The organism is Rubellimicrobium arenae (assembly GCF_017916275.1).
In the GTDB taxonomy this organism is placed as follows: domain Bacteria; phylum Pseudomonadota; class Alphaproteobacteria; order Rhodobacterales; family Rhodobacteraceae; genus Rubellimicrobium; species Rubellimicrobium arenae.
Window position 1 is genome coordinate 103,847 of record NZ_JAFMST010000008.1, and the last position, 15,121, is coordinate 118,967.

Sequence of the window (15,121 nt, forward strand, 5' to 3'; positions counted from 1 at the left end):
AACCGCCGGTCGGCGGCTCCAGCCCAATTCAGACTAGTGAAGCGCGCCGGAGCGCATCTTCATTAGGCCAGCTCGACCTTGGCACCAGCCTCTTCGAGCTTCTTCTTCATGGCTTCGGCGTCGGCCTTGGAGATACCTTCCTTGACCTTGCCGCCGGCTTCCACGAGGTCCTTGGCTTCCTTGAGGCCCAGGCCCGTGATCGCACGGACTTCCTTGATCACGTTGATCTTGTTCGCGCCGGCGTCCTTGAGGACGACGTCGAACTCGGTCTTTTCTTCCTCGGCGGGGGCGGCAGCCGCACCCGGGGCAGCGGCCATCATGACAGCGCCGCCGGCGGCGGGCTCGATGCCGTACTGGTCCTTGAGGATCTGCTTCAGCTCTTGGGCTTGCAGGAGGGTGAGGCCAACGATTTGTTCGGCCAGTTGGTTCAGATCAGCCATTTGTGCTTTCCGTCTAGATAAGGGTTCCAACGCAAGGGGCCAAAGCCCCCCGCGGCATCACGTCGCTGCTCAGGCGGCCTTCTCTTCGATGGTCGAGAGAATGCCCGCGATGTTCGCGGCAGGCGCGCCGATCGCCCCGGCCAGTTGCGCGGCGGGCGCACCGATGCAGGCCACGATGGAAGCGATGAGCTCCTCGCGGGACGGCAGCGATGCGACAGCCTTGACTCCGGCCGGGTCAAGCGCCGCGTTCCCCATCGCCCCGCCGAGGATGACGAACTTGTCGTTCGTCTTGGCGTAGGCGTCGACCACCTTGGCCGCAGCCACGGGGTCTTCGGAGTAGGAGAACACGGTCATGCCCGTGAGAAGGGGAGCCATGCTGGCGCCGGGCTTCCCTTCCAGGGCGATCTTGGCGAGCTTGTTCTTGGCCACGCGAACGGAGCCACCCGCATCGCGCATGCGCGCGCGGAGGTCCTGCATCTGTGCAACCGTCATGCCTTCGTAGTGGGCAACCACCACGACGCCAGAGCTTTCGAAGATCTGGCCGAGTTCCTCGACCACTTTCTCTTTCTTGGCTCTATCCACAGTTTCACTCCAAGTTGGGGTTTCCCCCGGCTCATGATGCGGCATCCGGAGACACCGCGTTCGGGTCCTTGTTACGGAACCCGAGCCTCAGATCGCCCGCCCCGGGGCGCTGGGCCCCCAAACGGAAATCCTGGTCTCGCGTCCCGTCTCAGGAAGGATTTACGAGGTTTCCCCCGACCCTCCGTCTCGGACAGGACGGGGCCTGTCGGGGCCCCGCCAGACCCCCCGGCCTAAGCCGGAGGGAATCTCTACGGTCAGGCGTTGCCGGTCGCCGACGCGAGGTCGATCGACACGCCCGGGCCCATCGTCGACGCGATGGACACCTTCTTCAGGTAGGCGCCCTTGGCCCCGGTGGGCTTGGCGCGCTGCACGGCATCCACGAAGGCGCGGATGTTCTCGGCCAGCTTGTCGGCGTCGAACGAGGCCTTGCCGACGCCGGCGTGGATGATCCCCGCCTTCTCGACCTTGAACTGGACCTGGCCGCCCTTGGCCGCGCGAACGGCCTCGGCAACGTCCGGCGTCACGGTGCCGATCTTCGGGTTCGGCATCAGGTTGCGCGGGCCGAGGATCTTACCGAGGCGACCGACGATCGGCATCATGTCCGGGGTGGCGATGCAACGATCGAAGTCGATCGTGCCGCCCTGGATCGTCTGCATCAGGTCCTCGGCGCCGACGATGTCAGCCCCGGCGGCGCGGGCCTGGTCGGCCTTCTCGCCACGGGCGAAGACCGCCACGCGCACCGTCTTGCCGGTGCCGTTCGGCAGGTTCACCGTGCCGCGGACCATCTGGTCGGCGTGGCGCGGATCGACACCCAGGTTGAGCGCGATCTCGACGGTCTCATCGAACTTCGCGGAGGCGTTCGCCTTCACCAGTTCGACGGCGGTCTGGACGGGAAGGTTGTCCTTGCCGTCGAAGGCGGCGCGGGCCGCGCGGATTCTCTTGCCAAGCTTCGCCATGATCAGCCCTTCACATCGATGCCCATGGACTTCGCCGAGCCCATGATCGTCTGCATGGCCGCCTCGACGGAGACCGCGTTCAGGTCCTTCATCTTGGCGGTCGCGATCTCGCGCACCTGCGCGAGGGTCACGCTCCCGGCGACTTCCTTGCCGGGCTTGGTGGAGGCCTTCGGGCGGTTGCGCTTGCCCACGGGCTTCAGGCCGGCCGCCTTCTTGAGGTAGTAGGACGCGGGCGGCGTCTTCAGCTCAAGCGAGAACGACTTGTCGGCGTAGTAGGTGATGACCACCGGGACGGGGGCACCGGCCTCGATCTCGGCCGTCTTGGCGTTGAATTCCTTGACGAACGCCATGATGTTGATCCCGCGCTGACCGAGCGCGGGACCGACCGGCGGGGACGGGTTCGCCTGCTGGGCTTTCACCTGCAGCTTCAGCGAACCAATGACTTTCTTGGCCATGTGGCCTCTCCTTCATCGCGGGGGCGCGGCCCCCTTGGTCCAACTCCCGTCCCGGCGCGCCGGGCGGGCCTTCGTTGCGTGGTCCGGATCGGGTGCCGCGGCCCCCTCCCCTCCCACGGACCCCCGGAGGGGCCGTCCGCTCAGGCGAGCTTCGTCACCTGAGAGAATTCCAGATCGACCGGGGTGGCCCGGCCGAAGATCGAGACCGACACCTTGAGGCGCTGGTGCTCCTCGTCGACGCCCTCGACCATCCCGTCGAAGTCCTCGAACGGGCCGTCGTTGACTTTGACCCGCTCGCCGATCTCGAAGCGGATGAGGTTGCGGGGCTGCGTCTCCCCGACCTCGACCCGGTTCAGGATCGCGTTCACCTCGCTGTCCCGCATCGGCATCGGCTTGCCCTGGGGACCCAGGAAGCCGGTGACGCGGTTGATCGAGGTGATCAGGTGGTAGGTCTCGTCCGACATTTCCATGTGCACGAGGACATAGCCGGGCATGAAGCGGCGCTCGGCCTGGACCTTCTTGCCGCGACGCATCTCGATGACTTCCTCGGTCGGGACCATGACCTCGTCGATCTTGTCCTGGAGGCCCTGCTCCGCGGTCTTGGCGCGGATCTGCTCGGCGATCTTCTTCTCGAAATTCGAGAGGACCGAGACCGAATACCAGCGTTTCGCCATGTCTGCCGCACCCATGCCCGACCGGCCAAGCCGGCTTATTCCTGTCCGGGAGCCTGCCTTGCACCCCGGCTCCAAATGAAAACGGGGCGCCCGCGCGATTCGCCGCGCCCGCGCCCGTCCGTTCAGAGCCCGGCGCTCTTACGCCCCTGGGCGCCCGAGCGCAAGGGCCTTGATCAGCTGCCGAAGACGCCGAGGATCGTCGTGAGCCCGGTCCGGATCAGGAGATCCACCAGGCTGAAGAACACGGCGGCGAGCGCGGCCAGCGCCAGCACCATGACGGTGGTCAGCACCACTTCCCGCCGCGTGGGCCAGACGACCTTGCCGATCTCGGCGCGGGCCTGCTGAATGAATTCGACGGGATTGGTGGCCATGGGATGTCCTCCGGGCGGAACCCGCGCGACATACGCGGGCCGCGCGGCGAGCGCAAGGGTGCGCTCAGACTCCTCCCGCGAACGCGAACTCGGCGACGGACTCCCAGGGGCCTCCCTTGTAGCGCCAAAGGAGCAGCCCCCGGGCTTGCGCCTCCCAGGGCACGAAGGCGGCCCGGAGCTGAGACAGGGTGTCGCGGGCCACCTCGGGGGATACCTTGTTCTGTACGGTCACATGAGGGCGCCAAGGCTGGCGGTCCTGCGGCGTCAGCCAGTCCGCCCAGTGCCTGGCCAGCCCGGCGCGCAGTTCGGCGAGGCCGGGGGCCTCGAGGCGGTAGGCCACCCCGCGTCCGAGCGGCATCAGGCCGGTGACCTGCACCGCCTCCGGCCCCCTCCCCCCGCACGCGGCAAGAAGGGTGGCCGCGATGTCGACCTCGGCCTCGCCAGGGAGGTGATGGAACAGGGTGACATGCGCCGGAATGCGATTGAGGTGCGGAGGGAAGTAGGCCCTCCGCTCGGCATCGAAGCGCGCAAAGCTCGCGGGGTCGAGCGCCACCGTCAGGATGAGCGGCTCGGGACGGAGGCGCGGGGCGGGGTCGTCCTGGCTCATGGTTGATTCCGGCGGCTGGCGTCGCGACGGGGCGCCGCCCACGGCGATCTGCGACTCAGGCGGCTCCGGGCAAGGCCTCGCGCAGATGGCGGAACGGCTCGGCGGCGGACGCGCCGAGTCCCCGTCGGACTTCCTCGGAGGCGAAGTAGGCGTCGGCCGCGCGGGTCAGGACGGCGAAGGCCGCCTCCTCGGCCGTGCGCATCCGATCGAGCACCGACCGGGTCAGTCCAACCTGGGACAGCGAATTCGCCACCGTCATGCAGGCGGCCACGTCCGCCACCACCGTATCGCCGTCGTCGCCGGCGCGAAGCTCCGACGAGGGCACGCCGGCGATCCGCATCGCGGTCCTTTGGCGTTGATAAGCCGTCATCAGGTTGTCCGCGATCATGCGGGCACGGCGGGCAGTCAGGTCGGGGATCTCGGCCATCCAGGACATCTCCTTGCTCGGTCCCGAGCGTCCTACGATGCGAGCCGAGCGAAAAGCGCCCCATGGCATGGCAGGAAGATGGCGGCGCGCAGCGTGGCCATCACGCCTCGGCGAGCCACGATCACGACGGAGGCGAATCCGCGAAGATGCAGGAAGGTTGGCAGGGGCAGCAGGGTTCGAACCCGCGACCTACGGTTTTGGAGACCGTCGCTCTACCGGCTGAGCTATACCCCTAGGCCGATCCCCGACTAGCCCGAACGCCGCCGGGGATCAAGGGGTCAGGCGATCGCAATCACATCCTCTTCGATCCGCCGCGCCTCCTCCTCGGAGATCCCGAGCGCCCGGGCGAGCCGGTCGAGGTAGTCCATCTCTTGGGGGTGGTCCCGGCCGCACATCAACGCCGACGCGGCATAGACTTCCCGCGCCTCGTGGCCGTTGCGGACGCGGGTCGCCACAACCTCGGGGTTCGACGGCGCGGCGATGGCCTCGCCCAGGAAACCCTTCACGGCCTCGGGCAGGTCCTCGAGTTCGGCGTGGATGGCGCTCTGCTCCTCGTCGTCGATATGGCCGTCGGCCTTCGCTGCGGACACCATGGCGAAGAGAAGCGTCTTGGCGTGCGTCTCGGCGGCGTCCTCGTCCAGGTCCGTTACGCTGCGGCCCGAGGCGCCGCCCTGCGCGCTCCAGGCGTCCATGGCGACCTTGCCCAAGGCGCCGATGCCGCCGATCAGGAGCGCGTTGCGCGGAAGGCTGCCGCGCCGCCGCTGCCCCAGGAGCAGCCCGAGGAGCCCCAGGGCCGCCCCCCCCGCCAGCCCCGTCTGGCGAAGCCGCGCCCGGGCCGATGGATCGTCTCCGATCCCCAGTCGCTGGGCGGCCAGATCCTCGCCGCGCTGAGCGACGGCGCGACCTTCGGTCAGGAGCCGGTCGAGGAAGCTGCGGACGCTGGTGTTTTCCATCTCTGGCCTCACAAGGATCATTTCACCTCAGATAGGGTCCGCTCGGCTGGGCTCCAAGGCTGCGGGCCGGGGATCGGCGGGAGATGGACCGGGCCGAAAACGAAACGGCCGCCCCGAGGGACGGCCGTTCCAGCTTGCGCGGGGCGCGAAGGATCAGGCGATGATCTTCGACACGACGCCGGCGCCGACGGTGCGGCCGCCTTCACGGATGGCGAAGCGCAGGCCGTCTTCCATGGCGATGGGGGCAATCAGTTCGACGTTGAACTTCAGGTTGTCGCCCGGCATCACCATCTCGGTGCCCTCGGGCAGCTGCACGGTGCCGGTGACGTCGGTGGTGCGGAAGTAGAACTGCGGCCGGTAGTTGGCGAAGAACGGCGTGTGCCGCCCGCCCTCTTCCTTGGTCAGGATGTAGGCCTCGGCCTCGAACTTGGTGTGCGGCTTGACCGAGCCCGGCTTGCAGAGCACCTGGCCCCGCTCCACGCCCTCGCGGTCGATCCCGCGCAGCAGCGCGCCGATGTTGTCGCCCGCCTCGCCGCGGTCCAGCAGCTTGCGGAACATCTCCACGCCCGTGCAGGTCGACTTGCGGGTGTCGCGGATGCCCACGATCTCCACCTCGTCGCCCACGTTGATCACGCCCCGCTCCACGCGGCCCGTCACCACCGTGCCCCGGCCCGAGATCGAGAACACGTCCTCGATGGGCATCAGGAAGGGCNGGTCCACCGCCCGCACCGGCGTCGGGATGTACTCGTCCACCGCCGCCATCAGCGCGCGGATCGAGTCCTCGCCGATCTCCTTGGACTCGCCGATCATCGCCTGGTGGGCCGAGCCCTTGATGATCGGGATGTCGTCGCCGGGGAACTCATAGGAGGACAGAAGCTCGCGCAGCTCCATCTCGACGAGCTCGATCAGCTCCTCGTCGTCCACCAGGTCGACCTTGTTCATGTACACGACCAGAGCGGGCACGCCCACCTGGCGGGCCAGCAGGATGTGCTCGCGCGTTTGCGGCATCGGGCCGTCGGAGGCCGCGCAGACCAGGATCGCGCCGTCCATCTGCGCCGCGCCCGTGATCATGTTCTTCACGTAGTCGGCGTGGCCGGGGCAGTCCACGTGCGCGTAGTGCCGGTTCGGCGTCTCGTACTCCACGTGCGCCGTCGAGATCGTGATCCCACGGGCCCGCTCCTCGGGCGCCGCGTCGATCTGGTCGTACGCCTTGAAGTCGCCGAAGTACCGCGTGATCGCCGCCGTCAGCGTCGTCTTGCCATGGTCCACGTGACCAATGGTCCCAATGTTCACGTGCGGTTTGTTCCGCTCGAACTTCGCCTTCGCCATGTTCCCGTCATCCTGTTAGGGCGAAGCCCGAAACGGGCTCCGCGCGTCCGCGCGCCATTTATGGAATTGGCCGGTTGAAGGCAAGAGGGGCGCAATCATGGCCCCCGGTGGCCATTGTCGCCACGCCAGCCCGGCCATTGCAGGGCGGGCCGGCCGTCCGCCCCGCCGAAAGGTGCCGCCCCGGCTCAGGCCGGGGTCACGGGCGCGGCGAACCTGTTGTCCCGCGGGAAGCCGCGCGGAGCCATGCGGCCGGCCTGGCCACGTTTGCCGAGCCATTCGCCCAGGTCCGGCTCGCGACGCGTCTTGCCGCCGTCCAGCAGCCAGGTCAGCCCATCGGCCAAGTTCAGCGTCGTGACATCCGACAGGCCGCCGTCCTTGAAGGCCTGCAGCCGCACGCCCTTGCCGCGCCCCATCTCGGGCAGCTCGGAGACCGGGAAGACCAGCATCTTGCGGTTCTGGCCGATCGCGGCCACGTGGTCCCCTTCCACCGGCACGAGGTGCGCCGCCCTCGCCCCTTCGGGCAGGTTCAGAACCACGCGCCCGGCGCGGGTCTGGGCCAGCGCCTCATCCTCGGACAGGATGAAGCCATCGCCCTGGTCCGAGGCGACGATCAGCTTGCCCCCCGGCCGGTGCAGCCGGACCGCCACCACGGGCGCGTCGAGGTCGATCATCAGGCGCAGCGGCTCGCCCATGCCACGGCCGCCCGGCAGGTTCACCGCCGGCACCGTGAAGATCCGCCCGTTCGCGCCCAGCACGAGAAGCTTGTCGGTGGTCTCGGCCCGCAGAAGGAAGCGCGCCTTGTCGCCGTCCTTGTAGCGGATGCCCTCGCCCTCGACGTGGCCCTTCATGGCGCGGACCCAGCCCATCTCGGACAGGACGACCGTGACCGGCTCCCGCTCGATCATGGATTCGGGCGCGATGTCCGCCGTCTCGGCGGCGATGTCGAGCGTGGTCCTGCGCGCCCCGTTCGGAGCCTTGGCGCCGAACTGCTTGCGGGATTCCTTGAGGGCGCTGGCGATGGCTTTCCACTGGAGAGCCTCGTCGTCCAGAAGGGCCAGCAGGTCGCCCCGCTCGGCCAGGAGGGCGTCGCGCTCGGCGATGAGCTGCATCTCCTCCAGCCGCCGCAGGGACCGCAGCCGCATGTTGAGGATGGCCTCGGCCTGCACCTCGGTCATGCCGACGCCGGGCGGGATCACCGCCTGCCCCTTGGCGGGCAGCGGCGAGACGTAATCGGCTTCGGACCGGGCGCGGGCGCGGGGCTTGTCCCAGTCCTCGGCCTGCAGCGCGGCCTTGGGATCGTCGTCGTAGCGGATGATGTCGATCACCCGGTCGAGGTTCAGGAAGGCGATGAGCAGGCCGCCCAGCACCTCGAGCCGCCGGTCGATCTTGTCCAGCCGGTGGCGCGAACGGCGCAGCAGCACGTCCCGCCGGTGGTCGAGGAAGGCCCGCAGCACCTCGCGGAGCGAGCAGACCTTGGGCGTGAGCCCGTCGATCAGCACGTTCATGTTCAGGGGCACCCGGACCTCCAGGTCCGACTGCCGGAACAGCATGCCCATCAGCATCTCGGGATCGACCGACCGCGACTTGGGCTCGAGCACGATGCGCACGTCGTCGGCGCTCTCGTCCCGGACGTCGGCCAGCGCGGGGATTTTCTTGGTCTGGACGATCTCGGCCAGCTTCTCGATCAGCTTGGACTTCTGGACCTGGTAGGGGATCTCGGTGACGACGATCTGCCGCACGCCGCGGCCGAGCTCCTCAACGGTCCATCGCGCCCGCAGCCGGAAGCTGCCGCGTCCCGTCCGGTAGGCCTGCGCGATCCCCTCGGGCGGCTCCACGAGGATGCCGCCGGTCGGGAAGTCCGGGCCCGGGATCAGCTCCAGCAGCTTCTCGTCCGGCAGGTCGGGCTTCTTGATCAGCTCCAGGCAGGCGCCGATGAGTTCATCGAGGTTGTGCGGCGGGATCGAGGTCGCCATCCCCACGGCGATCCCCGAGGCCCCATTCGCCAGAAGGTGCGGCACGGGCGCGGGCAGCACGACAGGTTCGAGCAGCGTGCCGTCGTAGTTCGGCCGCATGTCGACCGCATCCTCGTCGAGGCCCTCCATCAGGGCCTCGCCCAGGGCGGACAGCCGCGCCTCGGTGTAGCGGGCGGCGGCGGGGTTGTCCCCGTCGATGTTGCCGAAGTTCCCCTGCCCTTCGACCAGCGGGTAGCGGACGTTGAAGTCCTGCGCGAGACGGGCCATCGCGTCGTAGATCGCGGCGTCCCCGTGCGGGTGGTAGTTCCCCATCACGTCGCCCGAGATCTTGGCGCTCTTGCGGAAGCCGCCCGTGGGCACCAGCCGCAGCTCCCGCATGGCGTAAAGGATGCGGCGATGCACCGGCTTGAGGCCGTCCCGCGCATCCGGGAGCGCCCGGTGCATGATGGTGGAGAGCGCATAGGTCAGGTAGCGCTCGCCGATGGCGCGGCGCAGCGGCTCCGTCACGAGGAGAGAAGGGTCGTCGCCTTCGGGGATCAACGCGTCATCGGTCATGGACGCGATGTAAAGGGCGGCGGCCGGTCGCACAAGTCGCGGAACAAAGCGCTAACGCGAACGTTTTCGCCTGCGTTGCGCGGCGGCCTGGTGTAACATGGCCCGGGTCCCCGCACCGGATGGATGCTCGTGGAGGCGGTCGTGAGAATCTTCATCCTGCTGTCCTTTGCGCTTATGGCGCTGGCCTACTGGGCCTTGTCGGGCGGGTCCGACTTCCGGCCCGAAACGCGGGCCGAGGCCACGACGGCGCCAGCCCCGGAGACCGCCGCCGAAGCGGAGCCCTCCCCGGCCGGGCCGGCCCTGGACACCCCGGAGGAGGCGTCCGGCACCCGGATGGCCGACGCGGGCGGGCCTGCGGACATCCAGCTCGACGAGGTGACCGGCGTGACCGCCCTGGCCGCCGAGACGCCATCCGAGGCGGAGGTCGAACCCGGTCCCGACCCCGATGCCGCGCTGGGTCCCGTCGAGGCCCTGGCGGCGATTGCGCCGGAGCTGACCACCCCGCGCGAGGAGGTCGTGGACGTCGCGTCGGCCGACGCGGCAGGCGCCTTGCGCCGGGTCACCGGCGACCGCGTCAACGTGCGGCTCGGCCCGGGGGTCGAGTTCGACGTCGTGGGCCAGGTCGATGCCGGCGACATGGCCGAGGTGGTGGACCGCGACGGCGGCTGGGTCCGCGTCCGCATGCCGTCAGGGGAGCTGGGCTGGATGTCCGCACGATTTCTTGCAGACGCCGAGGGCTGACCCCTCCTTCCGGCCTGCCGGGGGCCGGGCTAAGCAGGCCGGACCTGTCCAGACCGGGAGCTTCCGATGTCCGCCGCCCACGCCCCCGCTGCCGCCCCGCGCCGCAGCATCCTCATCACCGGCTGCTCCTCCGGGATCGGGGCCAATGCCGCCCTTGGCCTCCGGGCGCACGGCTGGCGCGTCTTCGCCGCCTGTCGCAAGGAGGAGGACTGCCAGCGGCTCCGCGCCGAAGGGTTCGAAAGCCCGCGCCTCGACTACACCGATCCGGCGTCGATGGACTCCGCGCTGGCCGAGGTCCTCGCGGCCACGGGGGGCACTCTCGATGCGCTGTTCAACAACGGCGCCATCGCGCTGCCGGGGGCCGTGGAGGACCTGCCCACCGACGGCCTTCGCGCAATCTTCGAGACCAACCTTTTCGGCTGGCACGAGCTGACCCGCCGCGTGATCCCCATCATGCGGGCGCAGGGCCACGGTCATATCGTCAACTGCTCCTCGGTGCTGGGCCTCGTGGGGGTGAAGTGGCGCGGCGCCTATTCCGCGACCAAGTTCGCCCTTGAAGGCCTGTCCGAGGTGCTGCGGCTCGAGATGGCCCCGGCCGGCATCCATGTGTCCCTGATCGAGCCCGGTCCCGTGGCCTCGCGGCTCCGCCAGAACGCGATCCCCCATTTCGAGCGGTGGATCGACTGGGCGTCCTCGCCCCGGAAGGACGAATACCAGACGGTGCTGCATCGCCTCTACGGCCCGGCCGGGCAGGACCGCTGGGAGCTCCCGCCCACTGCTGTGACCGAGCGGCTGGTCCAGATCCTGGATTCCCCCCGTCCGGCGGCGCGCTACTACGTCACGGCGCCGACCCATGCGGTGGGCCTGATGCGGCGGCTCCTGCCCTCGCGCGCCATGGACTGGGTGCTCCGCCGGGCCTGAGGGTCAGGCCAGCTCGACGATGCCCAGGCGGGCGCCCACGGTCGCGCTCGCCCTCAGGTCGGGACGGCGGGCGATGGCGGCCCAGCAGGCCTCCATGTCCGGCGAGAAGTTGATGTCGTCGAACAGGACGAGCGCACCGGGGGCGGCATGCTGCCGGATGACCCCGAACTGGGCGTCGACGAAGGTGCTGGCGTGGATCCCGTCCACGAAGGCGATGTCCACCCCCTGCCCCGGAGCGAGCCTCCGGCCGATCTCCTCCTCGAAAAGGCCGATCGTCGAGTCGAAGGCCGGATGCACGCAGGCGAGGTTCGCACGCGCAAGGGCCGCCCAGTCCCGGTTGGGATCGAAGGTCAGCAGCCTGCCCGACCCGGCGGCCTTGATCCCGGCCAGCCAGTACATGCCCGACACGCCGAAGGCCGTTCCGAACTCGGCGACGATGCCGGGGCGGCGGGTGGCGGCCAGCCAGAAGAAGAAGCACCCCAGCGTCACGCTCGACCGCACCTCGTCCGGGCTCCGCACCCAGCGCAGCTGATTCGCGTAACCGCGCCAGAGCGGCTGGGGGCCCAGGGCCTGGGTGGCGGCGGCCCGCCCCTCGATCAGCCGCAGCTCCGGGGGCCGGGGCGGATGGAACCGCCCTTCGGGCAGGTGCGTGGCCAGCCAGCCGCCCGCGCGATGGACATAGCGGACACGCAGCCCGAGGCCGGCCTCGACCCAAGGCGGCAACCGCCGCCGGAGCATCGCCTTGATCCCTCCGGCCATGAGGACCCCGACCCCGGCCCCGGACCGTCCGGGACGCCTGCCAGACTGAAGGATGTCCCGGATCTGCGCCAGGGGGACCCCGGTGCGGATGGGCTTTCCTTCCGCAACGGCTCAGCTAAACCCTTCCTGACACTGACCGGAGCGGTTCATGGATTTCAGCGATCCCCTGTTCTACCTTGTCGTCGCCGCGGTGCTGATCGTCCTGGGCATCCTGCTCTTCGGCGTGGGCACCTTCGGACGCGGCGGCGACTTCAACCGGCGCAACGCCAACCGGATCATGCGCTGGCGCATCTACGCCCAAGGGATCGCGATCGCCCTGATCGTCCTTTATGTCTTCCTCAGAAGCCGGGGAACCTGAGCATGGTCGTTCTGAGCCGCATCTACACGAAATCCGGGGACGCCGGGGACACTGCCCTGGGCGACGGCACCCGCGTCCGCAAGCACGCGCTTCGGGTCGAGGCCTATGGCACCGTGGACGAGGTCAATGCCACGGTCGGAATGGCCCGCCTTCATGCGCAGGGCGACATCGGCGCCGAACTTGCCGCCATCCAGAACGACCTCTTCGACCTGGGGGCCGACCTGTGCCGCCCCGAAGGCGGGGAGCAGGCCCATGTGCCGCTTCGCATGACCGAGGCGCAGGTGGAGCGGCTCGAGGCCGGGATCGACGCGATGACCGCGCAGCTCGAGCCGTTGCGGAGCTTCGTGCTGCCGGGGGGGTCGGCGCTGGCCGCCCATCTTCACCTGTGCCGCACCGTGGCCCGGCGGGCCGAACGCCTGACCGTCGCCCTTTCCGAGCAGCATGCGGTGAACGGCGCGGCGCTGCGTTACCTCAACCGCCTGTCGGACTGGTTCTTCGTGGCGGCCCGGATGGCGAACGACGGCGGCAAGGCGGACGTGCTCTGGGTGCCCGGCGCGAACCGCTGAGGTCGGTGACGGCGTCGTCCGGCTAGGCCGCCGCCCGGCGCGTGCGGCCCAGCCGGGGATGGACACGTCCCGCGACCGCCCAGGCAGCCGCCATTCCCGCCCCGCACACGGCGAAGGTCGACGCCAGGGGCGCCACGAGCAGCACGAGACCGCCCACGGCGGGGCTGACGATGCCCGACACGTCCCGGAAGCTCGAGTAGATCGCCGACATCTCCGTCCGTTCCGAGGGCTTCACCGCCATGAGGAACGGCAGGGACCCGCAGACGTCCAGCATCACGAGCCCCCCGGCGGCCAGGACCAGGCATCCCACCGTCGCCCAGGGCCAGGGGGAGAGCAGCGCCGACAGCAGGAAGAGCGCCGCGCAATACCCGAAGGTGCCGCGCACCGCCGTCCGGACGGACATCCGGCGGACCAGCCGGAGCATCAGCGGCGTGGCGAACAGAAGCGCGCTCGCCAGTGACACCGCCGCCCCGCCGATCGTCTCGTCCAGGCCGTTCTGGGCGCAGAAGATCGGCAGGTAGACGATGTAGACCCACCAGCCCGCGCTTCGGATCGTCGCAAAGGTCCAGCCCGCGACCAGGCGGGGCCGCCGCAGGAACCGCCCCACGAAGGCCAGGGGATTTCCGTCCACGGCTCCGACGGCCTTGCCGTCGCCGAGCCTCAGCCGCAGGAAGGCTGCCGTGGTCAGGGCCGCGAAGGTGCCCGCGACCAGGAAGGGCGCAGGCCGCCACCAGTCCAGCAGCAGCACCCCCGCATAGGGTCCGACCGTCCAGGCGAGCGCGCCGTACAGGAGCCTCATGGACTCGTTCCGGGGCAGGTCCTCGCGCGGGATGTGGTCGAGCACATAGGCCGAGAGGCAGACCCAGAAGGTCACGGTGGCCACCGCGTTCACCAGCAGGGCCGGCGGCGTGAGCCAGGGGAGTCCGGTCAGCAGAAGCGTCATGCCCGTCAGGTAAAGCATCCCAGACAGGACCATCATCCGCCGCCGGCCCAGCCGGCGCGCGGCCCAGGGGACCAGCAGCCCCGCCAGCAGCGAGCAGACCCCCACCCCCAGATAGAAGCCCGACACCACCGTGCCTTCGCCCCAGGCCCGGTACATGACCAGGGGCATCGCCGACAGGAGCACCCCGCGCACGGCCGATTCGAGACCGAACAGGAGGGCGAAATCCTCGACGCGGGGACGACGGGACGGCAGAGGGGGCATGAGGGCACTCGTGGGCTGCCTGCGCATTCACCGCATCCGCCGCGTCGAGGTCTGTGCCGCCCGCGACGCGGGACGGCCGCTTCGCGTCAGTCCTGTCGCGCCAGCGTCGAAAGCAGCCGGTCGCGGGCCGCCGGAAGCTCCCGGCCCTCGGGCAGGAGCCGCTCCTTGAGGAAATGTTCCGTGACCTGCAGCGCCTCGCCGATGGCCGCCGCGTCGGCCTCTCCTTCGCCCCGCAGCACCGGGGGCAACGGCAGGAGGCGCGGGGCATAGGTCCCGGCCCCGTCCCGGCTCACGGCCCGACCCGTCCGGGGCGAGACATAGGCCAGACCCTCCTTCGCGCCCGTCACCGCGCAGGCGGACAGGTCGAGTCCGAACCCCAGCTCCTCCAGCAGCGCCATCTCCCATTGGAGATAGGCCAAGGGCCACACGTCGCCCTGCCCCAGCAGGTCGAGCAGCGCGTTGGTCTGGTCATAGAACCGGGGATGCGGGGCGCGTTCGGGCAGCACCGCCGACAGCAGCGCGGTCACCGCCCCGATCCCGGCCAGCGACAGCCGGTCGCCCAGCGCCACCGCCGCGCGGTTCCGGATCGGCTCCACGGTGTAGTGGCCCAGATGTTCATCGATGCGCGCGCGCCAGCCAAGCTGGGCAAGAACCCCGGGCTGCAGGAACGGCCGCATCCGGCGCGACACGCCGCCCAGCACGACGCCCGCATGGCGTCCATGCTCCGCACAGAAGGCCTCGACGATGGCCGAGGTCTCCCCATGCGGGCGGACGGCCAGAAGGATGCCCTCGTCGCGCCATTCGATCATGTGCCAGAGTTGGGGCACCGCGAGGGAGAGGGCAAGGGATGGCGGGCCTGCCGCCCGGGCCTTCGACGACCGGAGCGCCGACCCCACCGGAATGTCGGTGGCCAGCTACTCGAGCCCGTCCTCGCCAAGCAGATGCCGGCCGCTCCGGTCCTCGACCTCGATGACCCAAAGGTCCGGGTCATAGCGCCGCTGGCGGGTCACCGCCGAGTCGACCTCGGCCTCGTCGCCTTCGGCCAGGGTCATCCAGGTGCGCGCGCCCGTCATGGGATCGAAGCTCCGCTGGAAGGCCTTGGCCTTGCCGTCCAGCGTGGCGCATTTCACCAGAACCGCGCCTGCGGTCTCGTCCCCTCGCCCGACCAAGAAGGCCGGGATCGCCTCGGCCCGGAGCCGCGCGAGATAGGCCGCCACCCAGACGCCGGCGCGAAGCCGTGGCTCAGTCAC

At 69.8% G+C, this 15,121-nt stretch carries 19 protein-coding genes and 1 tRNA gene; 4 read left to right on the forward strand and 16 right to left on the reverse strand.

Features of this window, described 5'->3' with window-relative positions; translation table 11 throughout:
* Positions 1 to 62 precede the first annotated feature (62 nt).
* The 12 genes from rplL to J3P31_RS14080 form a co-directional block, all read right to left on the reverse strand.
* Entirely contained in the window at positions 63 to 440 is a 378-nt protein-coding gene (gene rplL, locus J3P31_RS14025) for a 50S ribosomal protein L7/L12 (RefSeq protein WP_210529104.1), read from the reverse strand.
* A 69-nt stretch (positions 441 to 509) separates the two neighbouring features.
* Entirely contained in the window at positions 510 to 1,022 is a 513-nt protein-coding gene (gene rplJ, locus J3P31_RS14030; RefSeq protein WP_210529105.1) for a 50S ribosomal protein L10, read from the reverse strand.
* Between the two features lie 254 nt (positions 1,023 to 1,276).
* Entirely contained in the window at positions 1,277 to 1,978 is a 702-nt protein-coding gene (rplA, locus tag J3P31_RS14035; RefSeq protein WP_210529106.1) for a 50S ribosomal protein L1, read from the reverse strand.
* Between the two features lie 2 nt (positions 1,979 to 1,980).
* Positions 1,981 to 2,433: a 50S ribosomal protein L11 gene (rplK, locus tag J3P31_RS14040; RefSeq protein ID WP_210529107.1), complete on the reverse strand. Its 453-nt coding sequence runs from the start codon at positions 2,431 to 2,433 to the stop codon at positions 1,981 to 1,983.
* Positions 2,434 to 2,573: 140 nt separating this feature from the next.
* The gene (gene nusG, locus J3P31_RS14045; RefSeq protein ID WP_210529108.1) at positions 2,574 to 3,107 is read right to left on the reverse strand and encodes a transcription termination/antitermination protein NusG; all 534 of its coding nucleotides are present in this window, start codon (positions 3,105 to 3,107) and stop codon (positions 2,574 to 2,576) included.
* 173 nt (positions 3,108 to 3,280) lie between these two features.
* Positions 3,281 to 3,478 carry a preprotein translocase subunit SecE gene (secE, locus tag J3P31_RS14050; protein ID WP_210529109.1) on the reverse strand — a complete coding sequence of 66 codons (198 nt, stop codon included), beginning with the start codon at positions 3,476 to 3,478 and terminating at the stop codon, positions 3,281 to 3,283.
* 64 nt (positions 3,479 to 3,542) lie between these two features.
* On the reverse strand, positions 3,543 to 4,085 hold the full coding sequence (locus tag J3P31_RS14055; RefSeq protein ID WP_210529110.1) for a 2'-5' RNA ligase family protein: 543 nt from the start codon (positions 4,083 to 4,085) through the stop codon (positions 3,543 to 3,545).
* 55 nt (positions 4,086 to 4,140) lie between these two features.
* On the reverse strand, positions 4,141 to 4,512 hold the full coding sequence (locus J3P31_RS14060) for a hypothetical protein (RefSeq protein WP_210529111.1): 372 nt from the start codon (positions 4,510 to 4,512) through the stop codon (positions 4,141 to 4,143).
* Between the two features lie 158 nt (positions 4,513 to 4,670).
* Positions 4,671 to 4,746, reverse strand: a tRNA-Trp gene (locus J3P31_RS14065).
* 44 nt (positions 4,747 to 4,790) lie between these two features.
* Complete coding sequence (locus J3P31_RS14070) at positions 4,791 to 5,465, reverse strand: tellurite resistance TerB family protein (protein ID WP_210529112.1); 675 nt, start codon at positions 5,463 to 5,465, stop codon at positions 4,791 to 4,793.
* Positions 5,466 to 5,618: 153 nt separating this feature from the next.
* Positions 5,619 to 6,794, reverse strand: a complete 1,176-nt coding sequence (gene tuf, locus J3P31_RS14075; protein WP_210529113.1) for an elongation factor Tu — start codon at positions 6,792 to 6,794, stop codon at positions 5,619 to 5,621.
* Positions 6,795 to 6,979: 185 nt separating this feature from the next.
* Positions 6,980 to 9,322: a DNA topoisomerase IV subunit A gene (locus J3P31_RS14080; protein WP_210529114.1), complete on the reverse strand. Its 2,343-nt coding sequence runs from the start codon at positions 9,320 to 9,322 to the stop codon at positions 6,980 to 6,982.
* A gap of 141 nt (positions 9,323 to 9,463) precedes the next feature.
* On the opposite strand from J3P31_RS14080, the gene J3P31_RS14085 reads away from it, so the two are divergent.
* Positions 9,464 to 10,063, forward strand: a complete 600-nt coding sequence (locus J3P31_RS14085) for an SH3 domain-containing protein (RefSeq protein ID WP_210529115.1) — start codon at positions 9,464 to 9,466, stop codon at positions 10,061 to 10,063.
* A 66-nt stretch (positions 10,064 to 10,129) separates the two neighbouring features.
* Positions 10,130 to 10,984 carry an SDR family NAD(P)-dependent oxidoreductase gene (locus tag J3P31_RS14090; RefSeq protein WP_210529116.1) on the forward strand — a complete coding sequence of 285 codons (855 nt, stop codon included), beginning with the start codon at positions 10,130 to 10,132 and terminating at the stop codon, positions 10,982 to 10,984.
* A gap of 3 nt (positions 10,985 to 10,987) precedes the next feature.
* Here J3P31_RS14090 and J3P31_RS14095 read toward each other — a convergent pair whose 3' ends face one another.
* The gene (locus J3P31_RS14095) at positions 10,988 to 11,743 is read right to left on the reverse strand and encodes an O-methyltransferase (protein ID WP_210529117.1); all 756 of its coding nucleotides are present in this window, start codon (positions 11,741 to 11,743) and stop codon (positions 10,988 to 10,990) included.
* Between the two features lie 148 nt (positions 11,744 to 11,891).
* On the opposite strand from J3P31_RS14095, the gene J3P31_RS14100 reads away from it, so the two are divergent.
* The gene (locus J3P31_RS14100) at positions 11,892 to 12,101 is read left to right on the forward strand and encodes a twin transmembrane helix small protein (protein ID WP_210529118.1); all 210 of its coding nucleotides are present in this window, start codon (positions 11,892 to 11,894) and stop codon (positions 12,099 to 12,101) included.
* A gap of 2 nt (positions 12,102 to 12,103) precedes the next feature.
* Complete coding sequence (locus tag J3P31_RS14105; protein WP_210529119.1) at positions 12,104 to 12,667, forward strand: cob(I)yrinic acid a,c-diamide adenosyltransferase; 564 nt, start codon at positions 12,104 to 12,106, stop codon at positions 12,665 to 12,667.
* Positions 12,668 to 12,689: 22 nt separating this feature from the next.
* On the opposite strand, the gene J3P31_RS14110 is transcribed toward J3P31_RS14105, so the two are convergent.
* From J3P31_RS14110 to J3P31_RS14120, 3 genes are all read right to left on the reverse strand, one after another.
* Entirely contained in the window at positions 12,690 to 13,871 is a 1,182-nt protein-coding gene (locus J3P31_RS14110) for an MFS transporter (RefSeq protein ID WP_210529120.1), read from the reverse strand.
* An 86-nt stretch (positions 13,872 to 13,957) separates the two neighbouring features.
* Positions 13,958 to 14,677 (reverse strand): DNA repair protein RecO, encoded by a 720-nt coding sequence (gene recO, locus J3P31_RS14115; protein WP_210529312.1) that lies wholly within the window; start codon positions 14,675 to 14,677, stop codon positions 13,958 to 13,960.
* A 108-nt stretch (positions 14,678 to 14,785) separates the two neighbouring features.
* Positions 14,786 to 15,121 (reverse strand): DUF1491 family protein, encoded by a 336-nt coding sequence (locus J3P31_RS14120; protein ID WP_210529121.1) that lies wholly within the window; start codon positions 15,119 to 15,121, stop codon positions 14,786 to 14,788.